An 18,957-nucleotide genomic window follows, 5' to 3' on the forward strand; every position below is an offset into this window, starting at 1 on the left:
ACATCACCCGATCAAAGAGGTTATTGTGAGGGAAATGGCCGGAATGAATGCCACGAGAAGAAGCACGACGAAGATCCCGAATATATATGGCAGCACTTCCTTACTCAGAGCCATCACTTTGACATTTGAGATGGACGCAACCGCATACAGACACATTCCCACTGGCGGGCTAAGCAGGCCAATCATAGAGGCCAAAATCATGATGACACCAAATTGAATGGGGTCCATGCCGATCATGCTGACAAGAGGCATGAAGATGGGAACGCAAATCAGAATAACGGCGATACCTTCCAAGAACATGCCAAGGATTAGCAAAACGCCGATCATTATAAGCAGCAGCAGCGTTGGAGATTGGGTCACTGAGGTCAAGCCAGAAATTAGCGACTGAGGCGCTTGATTGAGAATGAGAACCCAAGCGAAAAATCCAGCGGTTGCCATGATGAACATCACACGCACAGTGTGAAGCAGCGTATCTTCCAAAATGTCGATAAGCTTGGCCCAAGTCAGCTCACGATAAACGAGACCACTAAGAATAAGAGCATAGATACAAGCGATAATGGCCGCTTCAGTGGGCGTAAACCAACCACCCAAAATGCCACCCACGATGATGACGGGGGTCAAAAGCGCCAGGAACGCATCTTTGAAGCTGTCCCACTTTTCAGCGGAAGAAGCCTTTGGTCTGCGCGGATAGTTGCGTTTTTTGGAAATTAGATTGACGGCAACTGCCATTGCTACGGCCATCAATATGCCAGGGACCATACCTGCCAGGAAGAGTTTGCCGACAGACAAGCCCGTCATTGATCCATAAATAACGAATGGAATGGATGGGGGAATAACCGGACCGATTGTCGATGATGCAGCTGTGATTGCTCCTGCAAATTCGGGGTCATATCCATCATCGACCATGGCTTTCACTTCGATTTTCCCGAGGCCTGCGGCATCTGCAACTGCAGCGCCAGACATGCCGGAAAAGATCATGGAAGATACGATGTTAACTTGACCCAAGCCGCCCCAATAGTGACCAACCGACGCCTTGGCAAACCGAAATATTTTTTCGGTTATACCACCGGTGTTCATCAAGTTGCCGGCCAAAATGAAAAAGGGAATAGCGAGAAGCGTAAAGCTGGTGGTTGAAGAATACATGCGTTGAGCCATAAGCCCAAGAGCAGGAAGATTGTCGGTCATAGCAAGAAGGGAGATGCTGCCCAATGATATTGCAATTGGCACCCCTAGCATAATGAAGAAAATCAATCCGGCAAAGATGAGTGCTGGTGACATTCGTTCCTCCAACTCATTTTTTGCTATTAAAATGGCGCTTGGTCATGAAATAGACCAAGCGCCGAATGATCAATTAGTCAAGCATTTCGAGGAAAGTTTTCATATTTTCCTCGCCTGCGTATTTGCCAATTGTTTCATAGGCAGGACCCATTTGGGCTTTAAAAGCAGCCTTGTCAGGGTAGGTAATTTTCATGCCTTTTTCTTCAAGCTTGGCAATCAGGTTTGCGTCTTCTTTTTCCATCAAAGAGCGCATCAAGTTACCAGCAGATGCACTTTCTTCTTTGAGGATTTGCTGTTGATCGGCAGTAAGCTTATCCCAACTTATTTTAGAGATGACACTGACCATCGAGTTGTAGACATGCTGTGTGATGGCAAGGTTATCTTGTACTTCAAAGATTTTGTTGTGGTAGATTACTGAAAGAGGGTTTTCCTGACCATCAACAACACCTTGGCGCAAAGCAAGATACAACTCGTTGAATGCCATCTGTGTAACATTGGCACCCAATGCCGACATGGCAGACTGAAGCTGCACTTCAGGTGGAGTGCGTAGTTTCAACCCTTTAACATCATCAGGTACATTGATGGGGCGCTTGCCGTTTGTAATGTTCCGGAAGCCATAATCCCAGTTTGAAAGATAAACCAAACCAGCAGCATCTAGATCCGGGGCTGCCCAATCCATGAATGGACCGTCTAGGACTTCGTAAACATGTTGGCGATCACGAAATGCAAAAGGGGTCATGACAGTAGCAAATTTTTTGGAGTATTTGTCGAGATGGCCCTGCGTAGGAAGGGACATATCGATAGCACCAAAAACGTTCTGCTCTAGAACTTCATTCGGAGATCCCAACTGATTGGCCGGGAATATTTCGATTGTTACTTCACCATTTGTGCGTTCAGCAACCTTTTCAGCCATCTGCATTGCAGCAATGTTACCGGGATGGTCCGCTTCAACATAGTGGCCAAGCTTTAGTGTCAGTGCTTGGGCAGCCCCCAACGCAAAGATGCTAATCGCTGCGCCACAGGTGGTGATTTTCAGTAGTTTCGAAAGAATGCTCATGGTTTCCTCCCTTTTGCATTTCAATGATCGTATGAGGTCGCGTATTTAGTCGTCGATATTGTTCTTGGCAGGATAAGTGCCATCAGGATTTGGCATCGTTCCGTATTGCTCCATTTTTGCCAAATGGGCGTCACGGTGCGGAGCAAAAACATCAATTGCCTTCATGCCTGTCGTGGTTTTACCGCCGTGCGGTACATTAGATGGATGCACGGCGACGTCGCCGGCTTTCATCATAATTGTCTGATCCCCAACCACATGCTCTTCAGACCCTTCCGTCATGATCATGATCTGTTCACATTCATGGTGGTGAATTGGGAAAGAGGCTCCAGGAGGATTCTCGATGAAGCTGATCATCATATTGTCACCAAGCAGGAAACGGGTGCTGATGCCTTGGTCTTCAACGATTGGAGTTAAAGGCAAATCTTTGATTGTGTAGACATATTGTTTGCGTTCAGCCATGGGACTACCTCGTCTGATAAAAAGGTTATTACGAACTCTCAATCCAAATTATTCATAAATAAATTCTCTTAGTCAAGTATGAATTTATTTATGAATNTGGAGTTAAAGGCAAATCTTTGATTGTGTAGACATATTGTTTGCGTTCAGCCATGGGACTACCTCGTCTGATAAAAAGGTTATTACGAACTCTCAATCCAAATTATTCATAAATAAATTCTCTTAGTCAAGTATGAATTTATTTATGAATAATGGTCTTCACACAAACATTAAACAGAAAAAAAGACGCAATTTCATCGTGTTACAATCCATGCAGGCCGAAAAACCAGCGCGACTGTAGAGGTAGGATGTTTAGTAATTAGAAAATTCTTCCATAACCGCAGGTATCACAGCAAATAGTTCTAACAAAGATGAATAACTAATGCGATCTACACGGATCTCCCTTGCATCACACGCATGAGCACTGCGCATTTTGAAAGCGAAATATTGAATCGACACACGTAGACTGACAGCTTTTCTGAGGAAAAATGGAAAACGGGCATTGAGTTTCAAACGAGCAATTGAAATCAATCAGGATCGCCAATTAACAGCCCTGCTCAATACATGGCGCCATATGGCGTCGAGCCTGCACGAAGCGCGCATGCTTTTGTCTCACGAATGGACAGGTATCTTTAATCTAGCTCTATTTCAGAGGAACGAGGCGCAGACTTATAGAGTGGGGTATTTGCCGCCGATTGCCGCAGTCAATCGCGCTGCCGTTGCACCAACGGCACGTCGGGACTCTTCAAAACTAACCACCTGATGATGCAGGCTGTCCGAGTTAAGCGTCAAAAAGGGTACCGTCAACACCCCCTCAACTTGTTGCTTGGCATTAAATATGGGGTAGCTGATGTTAGTAATACCACTGACTTGAGGGCTGGCTCCTACAAAAAAACCCTGCTCGCGAACTTTTTCCAGTTTGCTCACGGCGCTGTCAATTTCCACCTGCGAAGCGTGTGTTTGATTTAGAATGGCTTTTGCTTGTTCCTTTGTCTGGTAGGCCAGCATTGTGAGCCCTGAACCAGACGCGTGAATGTCAATCCGCGCGCTCATCCGAATGGAAAATCCCATTTTATAGGGGCTATCCTGCTTAGCTACAACAACCATCATGCCGTCATGAAAGACAGTGAGATGACAGGATTGTTGCGTGACGCCCGCGAGATCGGATAACTCGGTGCTCGCCGCGCTTAACAATCTTTCGAGAGGGGGGTATTTATTTGACAGCTCGAATGTTTTTAAAGTCAGGTGATACTTGCCAGTTTCGCTATCAATCGCGACATATCCCCTCGCCTCAAGGATATTGAGCATTCGAAACAGCTCATTAACAGAACGCCCGAGTTTTTCTGCCATTTCCTTTTTGGCCAGCGGTTCTTCTTGTTCGCTCAACAGCTCAATAATGTCCAGCCCACGCTCCAACGCCGGAGCCCTGTACTTTATCGTCGCATCACTCATTCTGTATCACCTTATGGAAACCCATTGTCTACTTCGAACAGGCGTGCATGAAGCAGAGAGAGCTGTTGGAATATTCAATCTTATAACCCCAGTCAACTCTTAGAGGGTCTCAGGTCTAGAGGATTTTGATTATTCCATCTCAAATGCCTCCCCCTCACAAAAAATTCTCTATTTTGGCGAGTAGACCGAGAATTTTCCATCCTTAATCAATTTATATACATACGTACTTATGCATATTTAAATAGAATTGAGCAACCCTCTAATGCGCCAATTGAGATGCCTTGATTTTAGCCCCCCACACCCGGAATTTTAGCTTGGCCAAGGACAATAAAACGACCATCACATAAAACGGCTATCACAGACAGAACGCCGAGCCCCCCCTGGTTGGGGCGTACGATAGGCAAGAAATCTCTCAAAAGCACTTTAATGAACGCAAAGCCGCGGCCTATCATCGACACCTCAGGGGTTCTCCGACAGAATGGCATCTGGTTTTGATGAAGCTTCATTGTTATTCTCTTCACAACGATGCCTGTAACCAAAAGTCTGGGCTATCTTTTTTAGAGATTGATAGATAGCTCAAGAGACAATGAAGTCTTAAATCATACTGCAGCGTGTCACGGTGTATCACGGGAGCGATCTAAATGAGCGATAATACAGAAAGCAGTCTGGCGAGGGGGCGACAGCGCAGCTCACATGGACGACAACAAGACGAAGGCGTATTGCTTATTCGCACCATTGCTATGCCTGCGGACACCAATCCGTCCGGTGATATATTTGGTGGATGGCTGATGTCACAAATGGACCTTGCCGCAGGCAATATGGCCAGCCGGGTCTCTCTGGGGCGATGCGCTACGGTATCAGTCGATACGATGCAATTTCTACGTCCCGTCAAAGTCGGTGACGAGGTGACCCTTTATGCTACGTTGCAAAGAGTTGGACGGACGTCTTTGAGCATTCATATTGATGTCTGGGCACGTCCTAGATACTCTGAAAAATCAGAAAAAGTAACAGATGCCGATTTTGTTTTTGTAGCATTGGACGACAATGGTGTGCCGCGCCCCGTTTTCGATGAATCCTGATACGGCTCGATTCATCAACTAATGCGAAGAGACCCCTACTCAAAGGAAAACGTTATGATTGTGGCGGTTGAACCTTCTAGAATTGCGAGGTGACTTCTGATGCCGATTCTCTCTTGCCTATAAATGCAGCGCAGCCATATAGGGCGACGTGATCATCCTTTAATAGATAGATTGGAAATCGCCCCATATATGTGCTCATTCGACCTTTTTCTTGAAAAGAGCGCACGAACCCGCCATTGGGCTTTGAGAGAAACATTTCAAGCGCCCGCGTAATACCGCCTGTGAGGTAGATGCCAGAAAGCGGTAGAGTAAGAAGAGCGAGATCACCGACAGCACGTCCCAATATGCGCACAAACTCCTCGCAAGATTTTGTTACGATTGGATCCGCGGACAAAAGACCGGCTTGCACAATCTCGTGGCTGGTTTTTAGGCTGGGGCATTGATTGGAGTTATAGCAAAGCATTTTATATATCTCGACCATGCCGCTGCCTGACAAAATGCGCTCCATTGAGCAACGGCCAAATCGCTCGATAAAACTATCTTGCAGTTGGCGATCAAATGCGGTCTCGGTGACCAGCGAGCTGTGACCTGCTTCGGCGCAAATCACTTCCCCCTTGAGGGAATGAAGTGCCATATTCAGGCCAGTCCCTGCCCCAACAACCAATTTGGGTGCGGGCTGTTCAGATTTAGTTCCTCGAACGATCAAATCAGTTGATAGCCGGCTTGACATGGCAAGAGAGTAGCCCAGAGCCTCAAAATCATTGAGGAAATAAACCTGCTTTGCTCCAAAGGTCTGTTGCAGTTCCTTTCTATCCAACTTCCAATCACGATTGGTAAGCCAAACGCAATCCCCTTCGATGGGAGCTGCAAGTGCAACGACTATCATGTCAATTTCGCCAACGGCCAAGTCTTGCAAATAAGCAGAGACCAGCTGCGCAAAATTGTCAAAATCCTGATTGGCGAAACGGCAGAAATTGTGCGGCTCAGTAGCTTGGGATGTATTTATTGCCAAACGGCAATTGGTTCCGCCAAGATCACACAAAAGATTAGTCATAAAGTCACCGTCACTTTCGAAAGCAAAGCTGGGGAATCGGGATCACCTCCAAGCTGTACAGACAGGCTCTCAACTGCCCGATAAAAGCTAACAATTTGGCAAATGGGATCAAGCAAAGGATGGTGTGCTTGAGTAACAGGCAGTGCCCCTCGCCTTTTTGCGGAGAAAGATGTTTCGAGCACAGGAACATGGGCGTCTCGCAGATGGCCAATTGTCTCTAAAATACCCGGCCCGGCCTCCTCTCTAGTGGCAAAACAGAGAGCTGCAAAATTGGATTGGGCCACCGCGATTGGTCCGTGTAGAACCTCTGCAGAACTAAACGCCTCGGCATGAAGGCCACATGTTTCTTTGAATTTAAGAGCAGCCTCATGAGCGATAGCAATACCGGGGCCGCGCGAAATCACGAACAAGCCCTTTGCCTTAGCCAGCTTTGCAAAATCCGGCATCCAGTTGTTTTGCAATGCGATTGCCAATGTTGATGGCAGCTGATGGATGGCCTTTATCAAGTCCTTGTCTTGTGCCCAGCCTGCAAAGATCGAAGCCAAAGCAACCAATGAACATACAAATGTTTTGGTTGCCGCTACGGCCTTTTCTTCGCCAGCCCCAATAGGTAAGACGGTATGCGCGCTTTTGGAAAGCAACGACTGGGTGTTGTTGACCAGCGCGACAGTAGCAAGACCAGATTGTGCAGCTTTGCTGCACAAAGCAGCAAGATCCTTGCTGCCACCTGACTGGGAGACAGCAATCAAGCTGGCGTTCTTTGTGACAATTGGTTGGCCATAAATAGATGCAATCGATGGCCCCATAGAGCAGACAGGCACACCCAGTTTGCTCTCAACAAGATATTTGAAAAAGAGCGCAGCATGATCCGAACTGCCGCGTGCGCAGGTGATGAGACAATTGGGTTGTTGCTGCCTAAGATGCTCTCCTTGTGCAAGATAAAGCGCAAGTGTTTGTTCCAATTGATTTGCAACCACCTCAGGGATGGAAGCAATTTCCTTGGCCATGATCGTCATGCTATGTCCCCACATTGCTTTGATAGAGAATGGTTAGCAGCCGGTGGCTGCTAACCATGGTTTGACTGCCTTTGCTGGCGCTCTAGCTTGATGCAACCCGAGCGACCAAGGGAACATAATCTTCCAAATCATCTGCAGGGAAACTGACTGTCTGGCCAATCTCGGCCGAGCGATATAGGCCAATGAGCATTTGTACCACGGCCAGCCCGTCCTCAAAGGTCTCCGACGGGGTCAAACCTTTACGGAAGCATTCGACCATATGACGGTTTTCGTCGGTATAGCCATAAACACCAGCTTCATCTTCCAATACGGGCATCAGTCCTTGTTCTGCATTCTGCTTTTCGACCAGATCCTCACCCTCTTCACCCGTCACTTCTCGGGACATAAAGACTTTCAGGCCCGTCGAAAGGGAGTTGAACTCCATGGAATATTCAGGCCCCAACAACTCTAGCTGAATGCGCAACCCTGCGCCGACATAGGCCCAAGATGTGGTTGCTTCTATCATCAACTCATTGCCTTCTTCATCTTCAAGAATAACAGTGGCACGAGCAAAATCCTCGCTAGGCCGGTTGATAAAATCTACGGCACCGCCATAACGGTCCGCCAGCTGCTGGGCATATTTTGGACGGGTCCATTTTAGATTGGCCACGGTGCCATTGACGGCTTTAACCTTCAATGAACTGCGCGGCTTATCGGGATCTGTAAGCAAATGCCGAGAAACTTCCACACTGTGACACATCATGTCTGACAGAACGCCGCCCCCTTGTTTGTCACCCTGCCAAAACCATGGCGCATGGGGACCGGAATGCTCTTCTGCGGCACGCGCAAGATATGGACGGCCGGTGGTTGATGCCGCCCGACGCCAAATAATTTCCTTGCCACGCAGCACAGGGGTACAAAAGACCTGATTTTCCAGATAGCCGTGATTGAGTCCGGCATCAGCCGCCAGACGCAACATTTCGCGCGCTTCGGAGATTGTGCGTGCCAATGGTTTTTCGCAAGCAACAGCAAAAACATTACTGCGTTTCTCTGTTACAGCGTCATGAATTTGCTTCATAATATCAAGGCGTGTGTGGTTGGGCGAAAGAATCCAAATCGCGTCCACATCACCCGATTCCAGCATTTGATCCAAAGACGCAAAAGACACACATGGGCCAAGGTCGAGTTTTTGTGCCAGACTGACAATGCGTTCGCGATTTTCGGCCTGACGGCTATAAACACCGGCAACACGCACATTGCGCACCCCAATCATCGAGCGCAGGTGAAATTCAGCAATGAAGCCAGTGCCAACAATCCCGATATTGAGGGTATCTTTTTGTACTGCCATGACTTTTCTCCCTTTCATTAAGACAAGACCATCCGTTACTCAGACAGCGCTGTCTGAATGTTCTATGATGATCAATATTTTGATTTCTCTGTCCCGCTCTACACCTGAATGCAGGGCGGGAGATCTAAGAGCCCTTCATGGGCGGCGCGGTTGTCTCCCGCATCACGATGTGGGTTGGAACCACGATAGGCTCAGTTGTGGGATTTTCTCCTGCCAAATGCGCCAAAAGTCGGTTCATCGCCTGCTGACCAATTTCCAGGCAAGGCTGATTGACCGTAGTTAACGCAGGCACAAATGCCCCGGCCAGATAGATATCATCAAAGCCTATGATTGATAGGTCCTGCGGAATTGACAGCCCTTCGTCTCGAGCAGCCCGAATGGCTCCGAACGCCATTTCGTCGTTGGCTGCATATATTGCAGTTGGGCGACTTTCCAGAGCAAGCAACCGCTTGGTCGCAGCCTCTCCACTCTGATAGGAAAAATCGCCCTGCTGCACATAGTCATCGGGCACAGCAAGACCTTCTTGCTTCATCGCTTTACGGAAACTTCTAAGCCTGCGTGCACTCATCCCTTCAGGGACGGGCCCCGCGATATGTGCTATTCTTTTATGCCCGAGCGAGATCAAATGATTGACCACATCGATCGAGGCTTGCTCATTATCAATAACAACGTGTGACAGGTCGACATCGTCAATCATTTCAAGTGCAACAACAACTTTATCCGAAATATTCTTAGGGAGTTTATAGCCTCGCGGCATTTTACCTGTCATCAGGATCATACCGTCTGCATGGCCGTCCTGCAGCATGTCAAAATAATCAGCTTCCCGCTTTGAGTCATTCTCGGTATTGCCCATCAAGACAGAATAACCTGCATCATGAGCAACGCTTTCAACGCCTTTAAAAACATTGAGGTAAAATGGATTACCGATGTCACGCACCACAATCAAAATCGACATGGTTTTTTGAGTTCGCAAGTTCCGTGCGCTGATGTTGGGCCGATAGCCCATTGAGGCCGCGACTTGCTGGATTTGCGTTACGGTCGGCCCTGCAACAAGGCTCGATCCACTCAAGGCTCTCGATACCGTTGCGGGAGAAACGCCCGCACGGACAGCTATATCCTTGATTCTCGCTTTTGTACTCACATCACCCTCTCAGTGCTTTACTGCGGCCGTAAAACAGAAGCAAAATCAATAATGTAGATCCAAATATAATTTGCCTGCCTGCCTCACCCATATTCAATGTGGTGAGAATAGATTGCATCAGGACCAAAAGGAATGCCCCAGCCATTGTACCGGTATATGCGCCGGTTCCTCCCGCCAATGCAGTTCCCCCCAGCACAACAGCAATGATAGAGGAGAGCATATAGCGGTCACCAACGTTGGCAAACGATGATCCCGAATAACCCAAAATGCAGATACCGGCGACCGCGGCAAACATACCCGAGAAAGCAAAGAGAAGGATACGAATGGTTTTTACCGGTATGCCTGCCATAAAAGCTGCATTCTCGTTGGAGCCGATGGCATAAATGCGATAGCCAAATGACGTGCGTGTCAGCATAAAGGCCATCAACACGCCAACACCGAGCCAAAGCCAAATAATGCCGGGCAAACCCAACAAAAACGGTTGAGTAACAAAGCTTGCCAAAGCCGGAGCAGACAGCCCTGAGGGTATACCGTTACGGATAACGACCAACAATCCCTGCAACACGCCTAACATGCCCAACGTCATTACCAGCGGTGGAATACCAAAAATCGTTATGCCAACACCATTCAAGAGGCCAATGAAGCCCCCTGCGGCAAGACAGGTCAGAATGGCAGGGATGATGTTGGCATTGCTGCCATCCATCACGTTACCTGCCAATACTGCGGCCAGAGAGACCACACCACCAACAGAAAGATCAATGCCCTCACGGCCACCAAGGATGACCAAATTCTGCCCTGCCGCTACTATTCCCAACAATGCGGCGACAATCGACAAACGTAGGATTTGATCAAGAGAAGCGAAACCCGGGGACAAAAAATTACCTACCGCTAACAGTGCAATTATTAGCAAAAGTGCGATCAACAGAGGATTTTTCGCCCAGACAACCAAGGCATTGTTGGCAATTGCTGTGTTTTTGTGGCTCATCATAGTCATTTATTGATCCTCCGCGACACCAGAACACCAAGCATCAGCACAGCCAAGATGGTTGCTCCTTGCACTAGATTTTGCCACTCAGACGGCGTGCCTGCATAAAAGACCAATGAACTGATCAGGCCTATAATCAAAGCGCCAATTGCCGACCCGAACGCTGAGCCCGCACCACCGGAAAGAGCGGTTCCGCCCAAAACAACGGCCGCCACGCTGGACAGAGTCATTGCCCCACCAACCAAGGGATCACCACTGGCTGTATCCCCTGTGATGCAAAAGGCTGCCAAAGCTGAAAAGACACCACAAATCACATATCCATAGATACGTATCTTTGTGACAGGCAGACCCGATTGATAGGCTGACAACTGGCCATTTCCCACCGCCAGCAGTTTGGTAACGAGGCGTGTTTTGGCAAGAATGACCAGTAGCGCAACAAGTGCTAACATAAAGAAGAAAACATTCGGAATGCCCATGCTGCGCCCGCCGTATATTTTCCAGAAAGCACTTGGTGCAGGCAAGCCGGCGACAGGCAGTATCCAAAGAGCGACACCCGAAATCAAGATGCTTGTTGCGAATGTGGCTACGATCGGCTGAAGACGGAGCCCTGCAACCACAAATCCATTTAGCAATCCGCATAAGGCACCGATAAAGATACCGATCAGACAAGCCAACAAGACAGCATAGGGCCCGCCCCCCATCTGTTGCATTATGACGACCATACTAACATTAACGATGGACAGAATAGCGCCCACGGAAAGATCAATATCGGCAGTATAGACAACGAATGTCTGGGCAATCGAGAGGAAAACGAGTGCCAGATAGGTGCTGATAACCCCTTTTATGGCGCGTACTGTCAAACTGTTTGGTTCTGCAATTCCATTCAGAACAAACAACAGACACAGGATAGCCAGCGCTGGCAAGAATGGATAGCGGCGGAGCAGATCAACCGCTCTCGACTTAGAAAGTGTAGATGGCATTATTTTGCCCCCGCGTAGGCTGCCTGATAGAGATTGAACCGGTTTTTTTCCGTGCCAACCAGTTCCTTCGATATTGACCCATTGTTAAAAACAAGAATTCGATTGGAGTGCGCCAACAATTCAACATCCTCTGATGAGTAGAGAATGATAGCCATGCCCTCATTTGCCAGCTTGCGGACAAGCGCAAATAACTCGTTTTTGGCCCCCAGATCGATGCCCTTCGTCGGGTCATCGAGCAACAGGATGTCTGGTGGATTGGTCAACCAGCGCGCAATGACCGCTTTTTGTTGATTGCCACCCGAGAGAGATCCAATCGAGTGGCTCAAACTTTCATATTTGGTACTGAGTGCAGCCAACGCTGGCTCGACCACCGGGGTCAAGACCGAAGGAAACGCTAGAAACTTATTGTCTTTCAGAAAGTGGATCGGAGCAACATTCTCCATAATAGAACGGCCTGAAATGACACCATCGCGCACCCGGTCGCCCGAAACATAGGAGAATCCATTGCGGATAGCGGCGCGTGGGCTAGAATTTTTAAAAGGACCCTGATTGCCCAAAATCTCACCTGACTGAAGCCGTTCAGCTCCAAACAACGTGCGCAACAACTGGGACTGACCTTGCCCATGCAGTCCACCCAAACCAAGAATTTCCCCTTGAGCAAGTTCAAAGGAAACATTTTTGAGACGGGAGCCTACGAGATTCTTTGCCTGAAGTCGGAGCTTGTCACTGGATTTGTGCTTTGCATGAGGGGCAACCGGTGTCGGAGTATCGACAGGAGCCTGTTCACCGATCATATCGTGAATGACCGCCTCGTGCGTGGTTTCCGAGATGAGCCGCGACGACACCGTCGTGCCATCACGAATGACCGTAATCCGATCTCCAATCTCAAAAATCTCATCCATTCGGTGAGAGATGAATATAATCGAACGTCCTTCGCGCTTCAGGTCGGCAAGGATGGAAAAAAAGCACTCCACCTGCGCCCTGTCCAAGGCTGAAGTCGGTTCATCAAAAATCAATATCGAGGCTTCACTGGCCAGTGTTTTCATAATTTCGACCAGTTGTTTTTGATCCGGTCTGAGTCTGCCAACAGGGATCTCTGCAGAGAACCCATCTCCAACCACAGCGGAAAATTTCTCAATATAGCGGGCTGCCCTGTTTTGCAGAGCCTGATCATCAACCCAGACACCGGCTTTGGTTGGAATCGCATACAGGCAGATATTTTCGGCAACGCTCAAATGATTGGATAAACTGAGCTCTTGATAGAAAAGACAAATTCCCTTTTCGCGAGCGGCTTGTGGACTGTCCAGAGAAACAGACTTGCCGTCGAGTTCAAACAATCCGCCATCCGGCTTAACGCTGCCTGCAACCACTTTACAAAGCGTACTCTTACCTGACCCGTTCGCTCCGATCAGGACATGAACTTCCCCTTGGTCCAGTACCAGATCTCCCGAGGCAAGGGCCGTTGTCGCGCCGTAAGTCTTGCAGATTTTCTGGAGCTGTAATCGACACATGTCTGCATGTCCCTTCGCGTCTATCCCAGTTTAATGGTGCTCCCAATCGGGACTTAGCCGAACCGGGAGCACCAAACGCTCACCAATTATTTAAAGTAAGCTTCGGCTTCCTCGATGGAGAGGGAGCTCGTGTAGGAATAAAAGCCAGGTTTGTCGGACAGCTCCTTTGCGACTTCAGCAACATTGTCACTGCCGATAAATGGGATCGGCAAATACATCGCATTTTTATACTGCCCAGAAGTCGCTGGCGCTTTTAGCTCGCGCCCTTTCAGCATAAACACTGAAATATTGAGTGCGCTGGCCATAACGCCTGGAGGGTTTACAGAGGCACCAGAGTTGAAATTATTACCAACCCAAAGATCGATGAAGTCCTTGCGGATTTCACCTGTAGCAGCAACCTCACCCGCTTTTTTAGCATCCATCAACGAACGCCAAGCACCAGCGGCCATGCCATCCTGAACCCAGACGCCATCGATATCAGGATAGGTTGCAAGCAAATTCTGCATGGCTTGCTGCCCCTGCGCCTGATCCCAGTTGGCATTGACTTCGTTGACAACTTTTATGTCAGGATAGTTTTCAAACACACCGCGATAACCAGCAATGCGCATTTCATTAGCTGGATGGCCCGCAAATCCGTTGATAGCAACGACTTGGCCTTTGCCATTCAAGGTTTCTGCCAACCATTTTGCGCTGATTGCAGCCCATTTGGTTTGATCAATACCAACATAAATCGCATCTTGCGAAGAAACTTCAGCATCGGTCGAAACAACAAGGATACCCTCTTCTTTTGCCTGAGAAAAAACCGGATCAAAGGCCGTTGGGCTGTTGGGGTTGATGATGATTGCATCGACACCCTGATTAATGAAATTGCGGACATGAGCAATCTGCCCAGGAACATCGACGTTGGCGCTTTGCACGACAACTTTTACATCAACGCCATGCTCTTTCCATTTGACTGCAGCAGCTTGCGCTTCTTCAATCATCTGGGTGCGCCATTCAGATCCAACCCATCCATTGGATAGGCCGATGACAAATTCTTCGGCGTGAACTGCCGGGATGGTCATAGCCATCGCAGCAAGCCCCAAAACTACTTTTTTCAGCTTCATTTTTCTTCTCCCTTTGCAACGTCTTCGTTCAGTATGAACGCATATGAAATCGATTTCAAACAAAAAATGTATTCGATTTCATTGGCTGTTTTCAGCCGTTAATTGAAATAATAAAATTAATTCATCTTTCCCACGCAACCAGTTGAGATAATTATGAAAGATGTAGTTCACTCTGAAAGACAGCCCTGGTGCACCGGGATCTGTATAACTGGGCACAAGTGTCCTTTTTCAGCCCAATAGTAAGGGCAGATATGCTTGACCAGTGCTCAAGAGACCAAAGAAGGCACACCGATTAAATCAAAAGGCTGCATATTCATTTACATGCATATTCTCTTGGGTATAAGCTCCTTCACCCAAGCTCGAGTCCCACGCAACAAATTGCAGGTCATTTCTTCACCAGACATCGATTGATCAAGCAGCATGCGCAGCGATCTCGCAGATTCTGGCTATGAAGAGACGTATCTCACGGGGAAACTTTGTGGGTCTCGCCGATAAGCTCAAAGGCAAAATAGGCACGAGCTCACAACTGGAGCAGAGTATTTGACCTTTTCAGATTACAGCCTTTATTTTGGACTAACACTATTGCTTTCAACTCTGTTTTCAATGGGTGGCGTGGGGTCAGCCATTGCATTGGTCCCCTGCTTTTCCATGGTGGGGCTATCTATTGATTTGGCCAAGTCATTGGGGTTGTTTGTTAACACAGCTTCGACGGCAACTGCCTCGATGATAGGGTTTCGCCGCGGCCTACTGGAAATGCGTTTCGCTCTACCACTCGTCATATCGGTCCTGATCACAACCCCTGTCGGAGCCTGGATGAGCCAATATGTGGCACGCGACATGATAGAAGGACTGTTGATTGCCTTTCTGGTCATGGCCGCCATGCTACTGCTCTTCTCTAAACGGGCTGCATTGGTCGCATATCGGCGAACATGGCCGCTTTACCTGATTGGTGGCGGTGTCGGTGTTCTTTCTGGTATGCTCGGCGTTGGAGGCGGCGCACTCATGATGCCAGCTTTAATTGTGCTCGGCTACGACGCCAAACAAGCGGCTCGTGCCATCAGCTTTGTCATCCCTTTTTCCTCCGCAGGTGCATTCCTCACATATCTTTCTTTCACTGAGATGAACTGGCGCCTCCTTACTGTTGTGTCTGTAGCCGCAATTATTGGAGGTTATCTTGGAGAAAAAATCATGCACCACCGGTTGAGCGCCACCCATATCAAAAAGTTTATCGCGGTCTTTTTGTTGCTCATCGCAACCAAGATGTTGTGGCAGCTTGTCACTTGATTGAGAGACATCAGAATTGTCCTATTAGGGTTGTGCTTTGAAGGCCAGGGCTCGGAAGTGATTACAAAGAATACCATAATTCTATCGGCGCTTTGGCCAACTTTGAACGGAGAGAAGGGTGCATAAAACTGAATATACATTGACTTGCATATTCGATAAAATGTATATTCGGCCTTATGAAAAACCTCACAAATACATTTGGCGCTCTGTCTGACCCGATCCGTCTAAGGATCTTGGCCTTAATTGCGCATGAGACCGAGCTTTGCGTCTGCGAGCTGGTTGAAGCGTTGGAGTTGTCACAACCAAAGATCTCTCGCCATTGTCAGTCGTTAAATGAAGCAAACTTGATCAAGTCTCGACGACAAGCCCAATGGGTACTCTATTCACTTGCCACTGACATACCCGACTGGACCAAGCGTGCTATGGACTCAGCGATAGAGGGGGTCAAATTAGACGCACAATATGTGACAGATTGTGACCGATTGAAATCGGTCGACCGGCCGCCCGTCAGGTGTGCCCCCAAGGAGAAAGAAGCATGTTAGACAATGCATCCGCAATGGGTGACGCAGGCGCGCCTCTCGAAGAGAGCAGTAAACCGAGCCCTACCCGCTTGATACTAGCCACTGTTGTCGGCGTTGCAATTTGGTGGATTGTATACAATCAGCTCATTCCGTTCTCAGAAGCCGTAACTTCTCTTTTTCCGGTTGAGCGGCACAGCCATGCCGGCGAAGCAATCGCCTTCTTTTTCTATGATGTTCCAAAAGTATTGATGCTTTTGACCCTGATCGTGTTTGCAATGGGAGTAGTTCGATCATGGTTCAGCCCTGAAAAGACTCGCGCCCTACTCTCTGGCAAACGAGAGGGCGTTGGCAACGTCATGTCGGCAGGCTTGGGCATTCTAACACCATTCTGTTCGTGCTCTGCCGTACCTCTTTTCATCGGCTTTGTCTCTGCCGGTGTTCCGTTAGGTGTGACTTTCTCTTTCTTGATCGCTGCTCCAATGGTCAACGAAGTGGCTTTGGTGCTGTTGGTTGGTCTCGTCGGTTGGAACGTTGCTCTCACCTATCTATTCTTTGGATTGGGCATTGCCATTGTGGCCGGATGGGTCATTGGCAAACTGAAGTTAGAAGGTTGGCTGCAGGATTGGGTGCAGGAAATTCATTCTGGTGCCAATGCTCCAACCGCCGCATTTGATGAAAAGCTTACATTGCTTGACCGATACAAACTTGGGTATGAGACTGTCAAAGAAATCCTCTCAAAAGTCTGGATCTGGATCATTATAGGCATTGGTTTGGGCGCAATCATTCACGGTTACGTACCCCAAGACCTTATGGTGCGGATCATGGGAGCCGATGCATGGTGGTCTGTGCCTGCCGCAGTGGTGATGGGGGTTCCTCTCTACACCAATGCCGCCGGAGTTATTCCCATTGTTGAAGCGCTTTTGGGCAAAGGAGCCGCACTAGGCACTGTGCTGGCCTTCATGATGAGCGTCATCGCACTATCCCTGCCCGAAATTCTGATTTTGCGGCAAGTTCTCACTCTTCGCCTGATCGCAGTCTTCGTCGCAGTGGTAAGCAGCGGCATTTTGGCGGTGGGATTCTTATTCAATTTGATTTTCTAAACAAACAAGACAAAGAAAGACCCTGATATGAAACACATAAAAATATATGGCCCCGGCTGCAAACGCTGTGAAGCAACCGCTCAAATGGTACGCGATGCTGCTGCCAAACTGGATCTGGAAGCCAATGTTGAAAAAGTGACTGATCCTAAGGAAATCGCTATGGCAGGCGTGATGTCTACGCCGGGTATTTCCATCGATGGCAAGCTGGTGCATGCTGGCGGTTTACCAGATGAAACCAAACTTGAGACATGGCTGAAAGCATAACCATTCAAGCAATCAGCTCCAATACTGACTGTCTCGCGATTGCACATATAATTCTGACGTCTGTTTGCTCTGAAGACACTCGGCGCCACATTTTTCCCATGAAATGCTCCATTGCATATCAAAGAGGACAATGGGGCGTCGGGTCAAAAAAATCCCAGAGAACCATTCTTTAGCGCGTCGCCCCCCATAGCGAACAAATCCCTATTGCATGCCGAGCTGTGAGAAAGATACCGCCTATATCCATGGGATTGACCGATTGCAAAACGGGCCGAAATACTGCCAACTGCCCCTCCCTGCGATGATCTTTCTGAAGGGGCATATTGTTTATCGACTACAATTCAAGCACTGAAGAATGACGCAAGTCTTATCCTAAAAGCTAACAATGTCGGTTGTCTATAATTCAACAGGCTGACTATCTCTGTGATCTAAGTCTAAGCTTGCGTGAGCCAAATTTGCTATACCGATGCAAAATAACGGCTGCACTCTATTGGAACGGAATGGTCACGGTACCTTAAATCGTCATGCAAATCAGATGTTTAATTGTCGATGATGAAGCGCCCGCTCGGGATGAACTAAAGTTTTTACTTTCCAGCCACGCTTTAATCGACGTGATCGGCGAAGCTGGGTCAGCAGCACAAGCCATAGACCTTTGTCAGCAAAGCAAACCCGATCTGGTATTTCTCGATATCCAAATGCCGGGGCAAGACGGCTTTGACGTTATCCGTACACTGGCGGATTGCCTGCCCTCACCGCCCCTGTTTGTATTTATCACTGCCTATGATTCCTATGCGGTCAAAGCATTCGAAGCGAGCGCAGTGGATTATATTCTCAAACCCGTCTCCCAGAGCCGCTTGGCAACCACCATAGATCGGGCCGTTAAATTGTTGCATGAAAGGCAAATGCCGTTGCAACAACAGATTGAAAGCCTGCTTTCTCAGGTCACCGACAAGCGCCCTACGCCAAAGCCCTCTCGGGTTTCAGTAGAAAAGAACGGTCGCATTAGGCTGATTGACCCTGCTGAAATCATTTATTGTGCTTATGAAGACAACCGGATCATGGCCTATCGCTTTGACAGCGTACTGCCAATTTATGGCATTGCCAGTATGGACCGGATGGAGGAGCATTTGGCCAATTCTGGCTTTTTTCGCGCCCATCGAGCCACATTGGTCAATCTCAATGCCATTCGGGAATTCAGCCCCTGGTTCAATGGAAAATACAGCCTTGTCATGAATGACCAGACAGGCAGCGAGCTGACCGTCAGCCGCTCTCGGGTCAAAGAATTCAAAGATCAGTTGGGGCTATAGTCG

At 48.4% G+C, this 18,957-nt stretch carries 18 protein-coding genes; 6 read left to right on the forward strand and 12 right to left on the reverse strand.

Features of this window, described 5'->3' with window-relative positions; translation table 11 throughout:
- Positions 1-3: 3 nt before the first annotated feature.
- The 4 genes from C0081_RS12385 to C0081_RS12400 all read right to left on the reverse strand — a co-directional run bounded on the left by C0081_RS12385 (position 4) and on the right by C0081_RS12400 (position 4,282).
- Positions 4-1,278 carry a TRAP transporter large permease gene (locus C0081_RS12385; protein WP_101534139.1) on the reverse strand — a complete coding sequence of 425 codons (1,275 nt, stop codon included), beginning with the start codon at positions 1,276-1,278 and terminating at the stop codon, positions 4-6.
- 73 nt (positions 1,279-1,351) lie between these two features.
- Positions 1,352-2,335 carry a TRAP transporter substrate-binding protein gene (locus C0081_RS12390; RefSeq protein ID WP_101534140.1) on the reverse strand — a complete coding sequence of 328 codons (984 nt, stop codon included), beginning with the start codon at positions 2,333-2,335 and terminating at the stop codon, positions 1,352-1,354.
- Between the two features lie 45 nt (positions 2,336-2,380).
- Positions 2,381-2,794 carry a cupin domain-containing protein gene (locus C0081_RS12395; protein ID WP_101534141.1) on the reverse strand — a complete coding sequence of 138 codons (414 nt, stop codon included), beginning with the start codon at positions 2,792-2,794 and terminating at the stop codon, positions 2,381-2,383.
- Positions 2,795-3,499: 705 nt separating this feature from the next.
- A complete protein-coding gene (locus C0081_RS12400) occupies positions 3,500-4,282 on the reverse strand; it encodes an IclR family transcriptional regulator (RefSeq protein WP_101534142.1) in 783 nt (260 codons plus the stop codon).
- A 740-nt stretch (positions 4,283-5,022) separates the two neighbouring features.
- Between C0081_RS12400 and C0081_RS12410 the strand changes: the two genes are divergently transcribed.
- Positions 5,023-5,361 (forward strand): acyl-CoA thioesterase, encoded by a 339-nt coding sequence (locus C0081_RS12410; RefSeq protein ID WP_245417947.1) that lies wholly within the window; start codon positions 5,023-5,025, stop codon positions 5,359-5,361.
- Positions 5,362-5,437: 76 nt separating this feature from the next.
- On the opposite strand, the gene C0081_RS12415 is transcribed toward C0081_RS12410, so the two are convergent.
- From C0081_RS12415 to C0081_RS12450, 8 genes are all read right to left on the reverse strand, one after another.
- Positions 5,438-6,415: a glucokinase gene (locus C0081_RS12415; RefSeq protein ID WP_101534145.1), complete on the reverse strand. Its 978-nt coding sequence runs from the start codon at positions 6,413-6,415 to the stop codon at positions 5,438-5,440.
- Positions 6,412-7,431, reverse strand: coding sequence for an SIS domain-containing protein (locus tag C0081_RS12420; protein WP_180966881.1), 1,020 nt, complete (start codon positions 7,429-7,431; stop codon positions 6,412-6,414). Before C0081_RS12420 ends, C0081_RS12415 begins: the two co-directional genes overlap by 4 nt.
- Before the next feature lie 82 nt (positions 7,432-7,513).
- Positions 7,514-8,758: a Gfo/Idh/MocA family protein gene (locus C0081_RS12425; RefSeq protein ID WP_101534147.1), complete on the reverse strand. Its 1,245-nt coding sequence runs from the start codon at positions 8,756-8,758 to the stop codon at positions 7,514-7,516.
- Positions 8,759-8,882: 124 nt separating this feature from the next.
- Positions 8,883-9,899 (reverse strand): LacI family DNA-binding transcriptional regulator, encoded by a 1,017-nt coding sequence (locus C0081_RS12430; RefSeq protein WP_101534148.1) that lies wholly within the window; start codon positions 9,897-9,899, stop codon positions 8,883-8,885.
- 1 nt (position 9,900) lies between these two features.
- Positions 9,901-10,893: an ABC transporter permease gene (locus C0081_RS12435; RefSeq protein WP_101534149.1), complete on the reverse strand. Its 993-nt coding sequence runs from the start codon at positions 10,891-10,893 to the stop codon at positions 9,901-9,903.
- Entirely contained in the window at positions 10,890-11,864 is a 975-nt protein-coding gene (locus C0081_RS12440) for an ABC transporter permease (protein ID WP_101534150.1), read from the reverse strand. Before C0081_RS12440 ends, C0081_RS12435 begins: the two co-directional genes overlap by 4 nt.
- Positions 11,864-13,375 carry a sugar ABC transporter ATP-binding protein gene (locus C0081_RS12445; RefSeq protein WP_101534151.1) on the reverse strand — a complete coding sequence of 504 codons (1,512 nt, stop codon included), beginning with the start codon at positions 13,373-13,375 and terminating at the stop codon, positions 11,864-11,866. The genes C0081_RS12440 and C0081_RS12445 overlap by 1 nt, the downstream gene beginning before the upstream one ends.
- Positions 13,376-13,461: 86 nt before the next feature.
- Positions 13,462-14,481 (reverse strand): ABC transporter substrate-binding protein, encoded by a 1,020-nt coding sequence (locus C0081_RS12450; protein WP_101534152.1) that lies wholly within the window; start codon positions 14,479-14,481, stop codon positions 13,462-13,464.
- A gap of 540 nt (positions 14,482-15,021) precedes the next feature.
- Here C0081_RS12450 and C0081_RS12455 point away from each other — a divergent pair.
- From C0081_RS12455 to C0081_RS12475, 5 genes are all read left to right on the forward strand, one after another.
- Positions 15,022-15,765, forward strand: coding sequence for a sulfite exporter TauE/SafE family protein (locus C0081_RS12455; protein WP_210200483.1), 744 nt, complete (start codon positions 15,022-15,024; stop codon positions 15,763-15,765).
- Positions 15,766-15,941: 176 nt separating this feature from the next.
- Positions 15,942-16,307 carry an ArsR/SmtB family transcription factor gene (locus C0081_RS23865; RefSeq protein ID WP_101534154.1) on the forward strand — a complete coding sequence of 122 codons (366 nt, stop codon included), beginning with the start codon at positions 15,942-15,944 and terminating at the stop codon, positions 16,305-16,307.
- Positions 16,301-17,386, forward strand: a complete 1,086-nt coding sequence (locus C0081_RS12465) for a permease (RefSeq protein ID WP_245417938.1) — start codon at positions 16,301-16,303, stop codon at positions 17,384-17,386. Before C0081_RS23865 ends, C0081_RS12465 begins: the two co-directional genes overlap by 7 nt.
- A gap of 27 nt (positions 17,387-17,413) precedes the next feature.
- Entirely contained in the window at positions 17,414-17,650 is a 237-nt protein-coding gene (locus C0081_RS12470) for a thioredoxin family protein (protein WP_101534155.1), read from the forward strand.
- A 521-nt stretch (positions 17,651-18,171) separates the two neighbouring features.
- A complete protein-coding gene (locus C0081_RS12475; RefSeq protein WP_101534156.1) occupies positions 18,172-18,954 on the forward strand; it encodes a LytR/AlgR family response regulator transcription factor in 783 nt (260 codons plus the stop codon).
- Positions 18,955-18,957 lie beyond the last annotated feature (3 nt).

Origin of the sequence: Cohaesibacter celericrescens, from assembly GCF_002866925.1 — a bacterium.
Lineage (GTDB): Bacteria > Pseudomonadota > Alphaproteobacteria > Rhizobiales > Cohaesibacteraceae > Cohaesibacter > Cohaesibacter celericrescens.